Below are 9,907 nucleotides of genomic sequence, written 5' to 3'. Positions count from 1 at the left end.
ACCGACCCCGCTCGTGACGAACCCGCCACGCCGAAACCCACCCACGATCAGCCACGCGCGGAATGCAGGGCTAGCCCGGCAGTTGGGCGCCGGAGCGCTCGACGTCGGCCTGCGGCTCACCCCCGATGTGGTGCGCCGGCTCGCCTGCGATGCCGCCGTCCTTCCGGCCGTGCTCGGCAGCAGCGGTCAGGTCCTGGATGTCGGCCGGCAACGCCGACTCGTCGCTGGGCCGCTGCGCCGGGCGCTGGTGCTGCGCGACGGCGGCTGTGCCTTCCCGGGCTGCGACCGGCCGCCGCGCTGGTGCGCCGCCCACCACATCCGACACTGGGCCGACGGCGGCTCGACCAGCCTCGACAACTCCGTCCTGCTCTGCGGCCACCACCATCGGCACGTCCACCAGGCCGAGTGGGCGGTGCGGCTGGGCGACGACGGCCACCCGGAGTTCGTGCCGCCGGCCTGGCTCGACCCGGAGCAACTGCCGCGCCGCAACCACTACCACCGAAGGACGTGAGTAGGCGGGTCCGTGGGGGTGTGCCGGTGTCAATGAATGGGGCGGCAACCCACCTGCACGATAAGCCGACAGCTGTCGCTGCCGCAGAGGCGAAATACTGTCGATGCCTCGTCACCACGACCAGGTGCCGGGGCTGGTGTTGGTGACCAGTACGCCGATGCCGTAGTCGCTGATGACAACGGCGGTGTAGCGGTCTTTGTCGTACACGTTGAGTTTGTATTTGTCGCCCTTCTCCGACCACTGCCAGTAGTCGTTCACGCCGGACTGCGGCGAGAAGCTCTGCAGCTGGGACATGGTGGCGGGTGCCAGGCCGTTGACGTCTACGCTCTCGGATCTGCTTCCGCTGATCCGAGGAGTCGAATTTGTCGGCCCGACGTCCAGGATCGCCAGGACCCCGACGTCGAGCGGAAGATCGCATCTTCGCCATCGTGCTCGCCGCACTGACCTTCGCCGCACTGACCTTCGCCGCACTGACCTTCGCCGCACTGACCTTCGCCGCACCGACCTCTGCCGCACCGACCTCTGCCTCACTGACCTCTACCGCACTGACCTTCGCCGCACTGACCTTCGTGGCACTGCCGATCCTCGACGTGGGGCTCCTGGCCCGGGCGCGTGACCTGGCGGCCCACCTGAACAGGGGCGCGTCGGGCGCACCACGATCGGTAGCATCGCCGCCATGGCGACGCGGCTTGTGCAGATCAATATGAAGGCTCGGGACGACTCGGCGCTGGGCGCTTTCTGGGCCGAGGTGCTCGACTGGGAGATGTCCACCGAGGGCCCAGGTGTGACCAACCTCGAACCGAAGGATTTCGTCTATCCCGATCCCGTCGCCGTCTGCATCGACATCGTCGTCTCCGCCGAGCCCAAGACGGTGAAGAACCGCGTGCACGTCGACCTGGCCACGACCTCGGCGGCGCACCAGGCCCAGGTCGTCGCGCGCCTTCGGGACCTTGGCGCGACACCCGTCAACGTCGGTCAGGGTGACGTCCCGTGGACCGTCCTGGCCGACCCGGAGGGCAACGAGTTCTGCGTGCTGGACTGGCACGACTCGACCCAGGACACCGGCCCGATCGCGTCCGTGGTGGTGGACTGCGCGGACCCGGGGGCCATGGCCCGTTTCTGGGGCGAGGCGACGGACTGGACCGTGCACAAGGTGACCGACCAGAGCGCGGTCCTGCGCTCGGCCCGGGGTGTGGGCCCCTACCTGCAGTTTCTGCGTACTCCCGATGTGAAGGCCGGGTGGAACCGCGTCCATCTCGACGTCCGCCCGTACCCGGGGGACGACATGGAGACCGAGGCGGCGCGCCTGCGGGCCCTCGGGGCCACCGCGATCGACCTCGGCGACAGCACGATCCCGTGGAAGGTCTTCGCCGACCCGGAGGGCAACGAGTTCTGTCTCCTCACCCCGCGCTGACCCGCGCTGACCCGACGGGCACACCACGTACCGAACGCCGCACCGATTGACTTTCGATAGGTAACGAGCGAAACTCGATGCATGGTTGTTGAACGTCGAGCGGTGTCCGCTCTCCGAGTGTTTCTCGTGGTGTTGTTCGGGGTCCTGGTCCTCTTCCAGACCCTCTCGCTGCCGGGGCAGTTCGCGCACATGGCGCGGGAGTCGCCGGAGGACGCGTACCTTCGGTGGCCGGCGACGATCGTGACGGTCTTCTGGGTGCTGTGCGTCCAGGTGGTGATCGTCGCGACGTGGCAGCTGCTCAGCCTGGTCAAGAACGACCGCATCTTCACCGAGGCGTCGCTGAAGTGGGTGGACGCGATCGTCTGGGCCATCGCCGCCGCGTGGGTGGTGCTGGTGGGCGTCTTCCTCTACGTGGGGTTCAACGCGGACGACCCCGGGCTGCCGCTCCTGCTGTTCCTGCTGACGGTGGGCGTCACCGTGCTGGGGCTCCTCATGGTGGTCATGCGCGCCCTGCTGCGACAGGCCACCACGCTGCGGACCGACATGGAAGCGGTGATCTGATGCCCATCGTCGTCCGGATCGACGTCGAGCTGGCCAAGCGAAAGATGAGCGTCGGCGAGTTCGCCGAGCGCGTCGGGCTCACCCCGGCGAACGTGGCGGTGCTGAAGAACGGCCGCGCCAAGGCCGTCCGCTTCAGCACTCTCGAAGCGATGTGCCGGGTGCTCGAATGCCAGCCCGGAGACCTGCTCGAATGGGTTCAGGAGGAGACAGAATGAGGTACGTCGTCGCCATCGCGGCCGTCGCCCTCGGCATTGCCGCCGTCGTGTACGGAGGGGCCGACGATTCGCCGGGCCTGCAACTCATCGGCGCGCTGCTCGTCGTGGGCGCGATCGCCTTCGCCGTACGGACGGCGCGACGCCGTACGTGACGTCGCCGACCGTTGCCGTAATAACGATGATGTAACGGGCGCGAACCTTTCCCCGTAGGTGACCTGTTTTGAAGGTCGTCGGCCCGCCAGGGCCAGGGGAGGCGTCGGATGAAGCTGGTGTGGAGGCGGGCCCGCGAGGCGCGGGGTCTGCTGGTTGCCGCAGTGATCGCCGCCCTGGTCGCCGTAGCGTTGGTCACCGGTCTGTCGGACTACAACCGACGTGCGGTGGACGCCGGGCAGCGCGCGTTGGTCGCCGCGTCGCCGGTCGAGGAACGCGGCCTACTCGTCAGCGGCTCCGGAGGTCGAGACGCCGCCGAGTTCGCCACCCGCGACCAGGCGGCGCGGGCCCAGTTCGCCAACGGGCTCGGCGGGGGTCCGGTCACCGTCTCCGCAGCGCGGTACGGCACCGGCCGGGAACTGACCGGCGATCTCGGCTCGGTGCCCCGCACCGGCGACGACCCCATCTTCGCCGACCTGGCCACCCTCGACGGCCTGACCGCGCACGCCGAGCTGACCGCCGGCGCGTGGCCCCGCCCCGGGGCGAAGCCAGCCCAGGTGAGTCTGCCGGAGCGGGTCGCCACGACACTCGGACTGACCGTCGGCGACCGGATTCCGCTGCGGGACCGCTCCACCGAGAAGGTCGGCGAGGTGGTGCTCGCCGGCACCTGGCGACCCCGCGAACCCGCCGAGGCGTACTGGCTGCTGGCCCCCGGGGTGGGGACGGGCAGCGCGGGCTCGGCCACCTCGTACGGGCCGTTCACCCTCGACCCGGCCGACTTCACGACCATCTTCCCGGGCTCGACGACGGCGTCCTGGCTGGCCGAACCGGACCTCGGCGGCGTCGACACCGGTGACCTGTCCGCCGTACGGGCCGCCGTGGCCAAGGCCGCGGTGGCGGTGCCCGAGGCCGCCCAACTGGGCTCCTCGGGGCAGACCTCGACGAAGATGGACCGCCTGCTGGACCGGATCGCCCGCGCCGACCTGGTGGGCCGTTCCGCGCTGGCCACCCCGCTGCTGCTCATCGTGGTGCTCGGCGGGTACGCGTTGGTGCTGGTCGCCGCCCTGCTGCACGAGGACCGTCGCCCACAGACCGCGCTGCTGCGCGCACGTGGCGCCGCCCGCCGCCAACTGGCCGCGCTGGCCGCCCGGGAGGCGACGTTGGTGGTGGCCCCGGCAGCCCTGCTCGGGCCGGTGGTCGCCGGCGAGGCGCTGCGGTTCGTCCGGCCCGGCGGTGCGGCCGAGCTGTCCACCGCCGGCGGCAACACCACGCTGGTCTGGGCGGTGGCCGCGGCGACGGCGGCCGGCTGCCTGGTAGCCATGGTCGCGCCGACGCTGCGGGGTTCCGGCACGTACGTCGCCGACATGGCCGCGCGGTCCCGGCCGAACCGGTCGGCGAGCATCCAGCGCGCGAGCGTCGACCTGGTACTTGTCGCCCTCGCCGTGCTCGCCTGGGTGCAGCTGCGCCGGTACGCCTCCCCGCTCGCCGGCTCGAACGGCCGGCTCGGTCTGGACCCGCTGCTGGTCGCCGCCCCGACCCTCGGCGTGCTGGCCGGGGCCGTGCTGGCACTGCGGGTGCTCCCGCCGCTCACCCGGTTCGCCGAGCGGTTCGTCGACCGGCGGCCGTGGACGGCCACCATGCTGGGCATGTGGCAGGCAGGCCGGCGTCCCCACGCCGGGCCCGTGCTGCTGCTCGCGCTCGCCGTCGGCGGCAGCACGCTCGCCTGGTCCCTGGTCAGCACCGGGGAACGCTCCCAGGTCGAGCAGGCCGGCCACACGGTCGGCGCCGACCTGCGGGTGACCGAGCGGGCCGGTCTGGCCCCGGCGACCCGGGCCGGCGAACTCGCCGCGCTGCCGGGCGTGCGCCGGGCGCTGCCGGTGTGGCGCGACGAGGTACGGGTCGGCCGGGGGGACCTGCCCGTCACCGTGATCGGCTTCGACCCGGCCGGCGCGGCCGGCGTCGTCCGGCTCGCCGACCGGCTGAGCGACGAGCCAGTGTCGACGCAGTACCAGCGCATGGTCGGGGCCCGGGGCGTACCCGCCGGCGTCGAACTGCCCGCCGGCACCCGCGCGATCACCGGCACCGCCCGCACCCCCGTGGACCGGGCCTTCCGCCCACTGGAGGTCGCCGTGGCGCTGCTGGTAACCAGCAGCGACGGGTCGGCCTTCCGGCTGCCGGCGGTCAATGCCACCAGCGACGGACGGCCCACGCCGTTCACCGTGCGACTACCCGACGTGGGGGACGCACGACTGCGGTTGGCCGGATTCGAGGCCGACGGTGGGGCGGCGGCCGGGAACGCGTACCGGCTCCAGGTGGACGGGCTGACGCTGGTCGGCGCGGACGGTGCCAAGCGGCCCGCCGAGTTGACCGGGGGCTGGACCACCACGACTGGCGGTAAGCCAGCCGCCCCGGCGCAGTCCAGCACGAGGGGCGTCGCCGCCAGCTTCCCGGTGGAGGTCATTCCCGGCGGGCAGTTCGCGTACCAGCCACCCACCCGGTTCGCCATCGTGCCCGCCGGGCAGATCACCCCCGTTCCGGTCCTGATGACGCCCGGGGTGCGCGACGCGTTGAGCCTGCACACCGGCGACACCCTCACCCTGGCCCTCTCCGGCGCGTCCGTGCCGGCCCGGCTGGTCGGTGAGCTGGACTCCGTGCCGACCACCTCCGGTGAGGGCGTGCTGCTCGACCTGCCCACGGCGGTCGACGCGCTGATCCGCACCGGCGGGACCGTTCGAGGCGTACCCGAGTGGTGGGTGGGCGCCGACGACCCGGCGGCCGCCGCCCGCGCCGCCGGCGAACTGACCGGCGTCACCGTCCTCGACCGGCGTGCCGCGATCGAGGCAGCCGCCGACGACCCGTACTGGCGGGGGTCGCGCACCGGGATGCTCGCCGCCGCCCTCGGCGCAGTGCTGCTCGCCCTGGTCGGCCTCATGGTCGACGTGTGGTCCACCGCCCGACGCCGGGTGAGCGAGTTCGCGGTGCTGACCACCCTCGGCGCGACGCCCCAACTGCTGGCCCGCGCGCTGCTGGCCGAGCAGACCTTCCTGGCCGGCATCGGCGTCGGGGTCGGGCTGCTGCTCGGCGCCACGGTCGGGGCCACCATGGCTCCACTTGTCATCCTCACTCCGGCCGCCGGCCGGCCGGTACCCCCGGCGGCGTTCGCGCTGCCCTGGGCGCCCATCGGCCTGACCGCGGTCGGCCTGCTGCTGGCGGCGCTCGCCTTCAGCGCGTTCATTGCCACCGGCATCCGTCAGCGGGTGGCGGCGGTGCAGCTGCGAATCGGGGGAGAACGATGAGCGTCGGCGCGGCCGCCCGCAGGGTCCGGGCGTACGGCGGGCAGTTCCTGCTCCTGGCGGTGTTGACCCTGGTGGTCACGCTGCTGGTCAGCGGGGTGCCCCGACTGGTCAACCGGCTCGCCGAAGAGGGCCTGCGGGCGCTGCTCAACAGCGAGCAGGCCGACCGCCGGGATCTCAACTACGCCACCGGGGAGGTCGTCACCGCCGCCGCGCCGGTCATGCCCGGCGCCCGGGAACAGTTCGACAGCCTGGTCGAGGGGATGCCGCCGCAGGTACGCTCCGCCGTCACCGAACGCTGGCTCAGCGTGGACACCACGCCGAACCGGGTGGTTGGTCCCGACCTCAAGGCCCGCAACCTGCTGGTCAACCTCGGTCTGCGTGCCATGCCCGGAATCCAGCAGGAGAGCACCCTCGTCGAGGGCGCCTGGCCGAACGAGACCTTCGTCACCGGCCGGCCTGTCGAGCTGGCTCTCGACGCGGACGTGGCGCGCAAGCTCAACCTGCGCGTCGGCAGCCGGCTCAGCCTCGGTCAGCCCGGCGCCCCCATCAAACCGACACCCGTGGTGGTGGTCGGGCTGTTCCGACCCGTGGATCGCGCGAGCGGCGCCTGGGGCGGGCTGCCACAGGTGCTACAGGTCATCGAACCCGAGGGAGACGGTCAGCCCTTCATCGGTGTCGGCGTGGTCGCCCCGGTGGTGCTCGACAAGGGGGCCGCGGCAGGCTGGCCGGTGCGCACGCAGTGGCGTTACCGGCTCGGCGTCGACCGGATCGACGCGCGCCAGCTCGACCAGGTGATCGAGGGCCTGCAACAGGTGCAGCGCCACGTCCCGCCCGGTCTCACGCTGACCCAGGCCGTCGACATCCCGCTGCGCGCGTTCGCCGCCCAGGTGAATTCCGCCAGGACCCTGCTCGCGGTCGTCGGGGCGGGAATCCTGGCGACGCTGGCCGGGCTGATCCTGCTCGCGGCGACCCTGTCCACCCGTCGACGCCGCTCCGAGTTCGCGCTGATCCGGGCCCGTGGCGGCGCGGCCACCGCCGGTGCCCGCCGCAGCCTCGCCGAGTCACTGCTGGTGGTGCCGGTTGCCGCGGCGCTCGGCTGGTGGCTGGGCACCCTGTTCCCCGGTACGCCCGACCCGACCGCGCCCTACGCCGCCGTGGCGACCCTGCTGGTCACCCTGGCACTGCCGCTGGCGACGCTGACAGTGCAGGGCATCGGCGCGGCCCGCCGGGATCTGGTCCGGATACGTCCGTCGACACGGCGGCTGACCGTCGAGGTCTTCCTGCTGCTGCTGGCCGGGCTCGCCGCCGTGCTGCTGCGCCGGCGCGGGCTCACCCTCGGCGAGGTCGACCCGCTGCTGGTATCGGTGCCGGTGCTGCTCGCGGTCGCCGCGGCGGTGCTCGCGCTGCGCGCGTACCCCTGGCCGTTGTTGCTGGCCAGTCGGCTCGCCGCGCGTACCCGCGGCAGCGTGACCTTCCTCGGCACCGCGCGGGCCGGCCGCTCGACGGTCGCCGCGCCGCTGGTCGTGGTGGTGCTGGCGATCGGCACGGCGGCCTTCTGCGCGGTCGTCGCCGCCGGCGTCGACGCGAGCCGGGGCCGGGCCGCCGAACAGGTCGTTCCCGCCGACGCGCTGATCCGGGGTGAACGCTTCGCCCCGGACACCGTCGACGCGCTCGACAATCTGCCCGGCGTCGACGCCGCGACGCCGGTGCTGATCGAGCCGGACCAGCGGCTGGCGACCGACGAGGTCGGCACCGACGCGCGGATCGGCCAGACCACGGTGCTGCTGGTCGACGGCCCCGGTTTGACCAGAGTGACCGGCGAGTCCGGCGTGGAGGTGACGGTGCCGGCCGCGCTGCGCTCCGCCCGTGCCGAACCGGGGGCGGTGCCCGCGATCGTGTCACCGGCCGTCGCTGCCGACCTGACGCGGACGGAACTGCGGGATTCGGCGTTCGTCTCCGTGCAGGGCCAGCGGTACGAGTTCCGGGTTGCCGGCTCGCAGGACGGTTTCCCCCTGCTGGCGGCGAGCACCAGCCGGTTCGTGATCCTGCCCTGGCAGGCGCTGCCACCGCGCACCACCACACCGGTGCCGACCAGCCTGCTCGTCGCCGGGGACCGAATCGACGCGGAGGCGCTACGGCAGGCCGGTGACCAGGGTCAGCTGCGCTACCAGAAGCAGGGGGCGGTCACCGGCCGGGAACGGCCGCTGGGCGTCATCGTCGACACCCGAGCGGGCGTACGACGCCAGCTCGGTGACGGCGGCGCGAACGGCGTCCTGGCCTTCGGGTTCCTGGGGGGCGCCGCCGGCGGCACCGTCCTCGGCCTGCTGGCCATCGCGTTCACCGTGCTGGCCGGCGCGCGGGCCCGCGGGCAGGTGCTGTCCCGGCTGCGCACCCTCGGCCTGTCCCGCCGGCAGTGGCGAGGGCTGCTGCTGGTCGAGCTGACCCCGTTGGTCGGGATCTCGGTGCTGACCGGAGCGCTGGTCGGCGCGCTGCTGCCACTGGTGCTCAATCCGGTGCTCGGCCTGTCCGCGTTCACCGGCGGAATGCCGGTCCGGGTGGCGTTCGAACCCGGCCTGGTCGTCGCGGTGGTCGCGCTCGGGGCGGTCGTCCTCGGCTTCGCGGTCGCCGTCGAGGCCCTGAACAACCGCCGGTTGCGCCTCGGTGAGGTGCTCCGGGTCGGAGAGGAGAGCTGAGATGACCGCTACCGCCCAGAGTGCCCTGGTGCCCGACCTGGCCGCCCTGCAACGGCGGGCCGCCCAACGCGCCGCCGAGCGGGCCGGCGGGCAGGACCGCCTGCGCGGCCATATCGTCTGCGACGGGCTGGTGCGCATCTTCAAGACCGAGGGGGTGGAGGTCGTCGCCCTACAGGGGCTCGACCTGGTCATCGACCGGGGTGAGCTGGTGGCGATCGTTGGCGCGTCCGGCTCGGGCAAGTCGACCCTGCTCAACATCCTCTCCGGCCTCGACACGCCGACCGCCGGCATCGCCCGGGTGGCCGACTACGACCTGCTCTCGCTCTCCGCGAAGCGTCGGTTGAGCTACCGGCGGCAGTTGGTCGGGTTCGTCTGGCAGCAGACCGGCCGCAACCTCCTGCCGTACCTCACCGCGCTGGAGAACGTCGAACTGCCGATGCAACTGGCCGGCACGCACTCCGGGCGGGCCCGCCGGGAACGGGCCCGGGAACTGCTCGACCTGGTCGGCGTGGGCTACGGCGCGGACCGGCGACCCGGTCAGCTCAGCGGCGGCGAGCAGCAGCGGGTCGCGGTGGCGGTGGCCGTGGCCAACGACCCCGAGGTGCTCTTCGCCGACGAGCCGACCGGTGAGCTGGACGAGGCCACCGGCGCGGAGGTCTTCGGGGCGCTGCGCACCATCAACGCCGAGCTGGGCGTGACCATCGTGGTCGTCACCCACGACCACGCCGTCGCCACGCAGGTCCGCCGGACCGTCGCGATCCGCGACGGTCGAACCGCCTCCGAGGTACGCCGGACCGCACGCGTCGACGCGGACGGCAACACCGAGCTGATCAGCGAGGAGTACGCGGTGCTGGACCGCAACGGTCGGATGCAACTGCCGGCCGCGTTCGTCGACGCGCTGTCGCTGAAGGAGCGGGTCCGGCTCGATCTGGAGCCCGACCATGTGCAGGTACGGCCCGGTGACCGGGTCTCGGACGAGCGGGAGGCACGGGCGTGAGTTGCCCTGTGTCAAGCCGCCGCAAGTTGATCTTGTCTGATCAGCTGTTGGAGGGCTCTGTGGTGGTCTG

Annotated in this window: 10 protein-coding genes; 9 read left to right on the top strand and 1 reads right to left on the bottom strand. The window is 72.7% G+C overall.

Going from position 1 to position 9,907, the window contains the following annotated elements; all coding sequences use genetic code 11:
* On the top strand, window positions 1-511 hold a 511-nt coding region (locus ACLQ24_RS26935; RefSeq protein ID WP_425894516.1), incomplete at its 5' end, for a DUF222 domain-containing protein.
* A 111-nt stretch (window positions 512-622) separates the two neighbouring features.
* Here ACLQ24_RS26935 and ACLQ24_RS26930 read toward each other — a convergent pair.
* Window positions 623-805, bottom strand: coding sequence for a hypothetical protein (locus ACLQ24_RS26930; protein WP_425894514.1), 183 nt, complete (start codon window positions 803-805; stop codon window positions 623-625).
* Here ACLQ24_RS26930 and ACLQ24_RS26925 point away from each other — a divergent pair.
* From ACLQ24_RS26925 to ACLQ24_RS26890, 8 genes are all read left to right on the top strand, one after another.
* Window positions 804-1,127, top strand: a complete 324-nt coding sequence (locus ACLQ24_RS26925) for a pentapeptide repeat-containing protein (protein WP_425894512.1) — start codon at window positions 804-806, stop codon at window positions 1,125-1,127. The genes ACLQ24_RS26930 and ACLQ24_RS26925 overlap by 2 nt on opposite strands.
* 60 nt (window positions 1,128-1,187) lie before the next feature.
* Window positions 1,188-1,925 (top strand): VOC family protein, encoded by a 738-nt coding sequence (locus ACLQ24_RS26920; protein WP_425894510.1) that lies wholly within the window; start codon window positions 1,188-1,190, stop codon window positions 1,923-1,925.
* 102 nt (window positions 1,926-2,027) lie between these two features.
* The gene (locus tag ACLQ24_RS26915; protein WP_425894508.1) at window positions 2,028-2,486 is read left to right on the top strand and encodes a DUF2975 domain-containing protein; all 459 of its coding nucleotides are present in this window, start codon (window positions 2,028-2,030) and stop codon (window positions 2,484-2,486) included.
* Window positions 2,486-2,701 carry a helix-turn-helix domain-containing protein gene (locus tag ACLQ24_RS26910; protein ID WP_425894506.1) on the top strand — a complete coding sequence of 72 codons (216 nt, stop codon included), beginning with the start codon at window positions 2,486-2,488 and terminating at the stop codon, window positions 2,699-2,701. The genes ACLQ24_RS26915 and ACLQ24_RS26910 overlap by 1 nt, the downstream gene beginning before the upstream one ends.
* The gene (locus ACLQ24_RS26905; RefSeq protein WP_425894504.1) at window positions 2,698-2,853 is read left to right on the top strand and encodes a hypothetical protein; all 156 of its coding nucleotides are present in this window, start codon (window positions 2,698-2,700) and stop codon (window positions 2,851-2,853) included. The genes ACLQ24_RS26910 and ACLQ24_RS26905 overlap by 4 nt, the downstream gene beginning before the upstream one ends.
* A gap of 108 nt (window positions 2,854-2,961) precedes the next feature.
* Entirely contained in the window at window positions 2,962-6,147 is a 3,186-nt protein-coding gene (locus ACLQ24_RS26900) for an FtsX-like permease family protein (RefSeq protein WP_425894503.1), read from the top strand.
* A complete protein-coding gene (locus ACLQ24_RS26895) occupies window positions 6,144-8,840 on the top strand; it encodes an FtsX-like permease family protein (RefSeq protein WP_425894502.1) in 2,697 nt (898 codons plus the stop codon). The genes ACLQ24_RS26900 and ACLQ24_RS26895 overlap by 4 nt, the downstream gene beginning before the upstream one ends.
* 1 nt (window position 8,841) lies before the next feature.
* On the top strand, window positions 8,842-9,837 hold the full coding sequence (locus ACLQ24_RS26890; protein WP_425894501.1) for an ABC transporter ATP-binding protein: 996 nt from the start codon (window positions 8,842-8,844) through the stop codon (window positions 9,835-9,837).
* Window positions 9,838-9,907: the final 70 nt, after the last annotated feature.

The sequence above is a fragment of the Micromonospora sp. DT4 genome (assembly GCF_049841675.1).
Taxonomy (GTDB): Bacteria; Actinomycetota; Actinomycetes; order Mycobacteriales; family Micromonosporaceae; genus Micromonospora.
This window is presented reverse-complemented; position numbering and strand designations above follow the sequence as displayed.

What these genes read in the sequence shown, in the direction of transcription:
- ACLQ24_RS26925 (WP_425894512.1), top strand. Translation starts at nt 804, where the DNA reads ATGGTGGCGGGTGCCAGGCCGTTGACGTCTACGCTCTCGGATCTGCTT.
- ACLQ24_RS26930 (WP_425894514.1), bottom strand. Translation starts at nt 805, where the DNA reads ATGTCCCAGCTGCAGAGCTTCTCGCCGCAGTCCGGCGTGAACGACTAC.
- ACLQ24_RS26920 (WP_425894510.1), top strand. Translation starts at nt 1,188, where the DNA reads ATGGCGACGCGGCTTGTGCAGATCAATATGAAGGCTCGGGACGACTCG.
- ACLQ24_RS26910 (WP_425894506.1), top strand. Translation starts at nt 2,486, where the DNA reads ATGCCCATCGTCGTCCGGATCGACGTCGAGCTGGCCAAGCGAAAGATG.
- ACLQ24_RS26905 (WP_425894504.1), top strand. Translation starts at nt 2,698, where the DNA reads ATGAGGTACGTCGTCGCCATCGCGGCCGTCGCCCTCGGCATTGCCGCC.
- ACLQ24_RS26900 (WP_425894503.1), top strand. Translation starts at nt 2,962, where the DNA reads ATGAAGCTGGTGTGGAGGCGGGCCCGCGAGGCGCGGGGTCTGCTGGTT.
- ACLQ24_RS26895 (WP_425894502.1), top strand. Translation starts at nt 6,144, where the DNA reads ATGAGCGTCGGCGCGGCCGCCCGCAGGGTCCGGGCGTACGGCGGGCAG.
- ACLQ24_RS26890 (WP_425894501.1), top strand. Translation starts at nt 8,842, where the DNA reads ATGACCGCTACCGCCCAGAGTGCCCTGGTGCCCGACCTGGCCGCCCTG.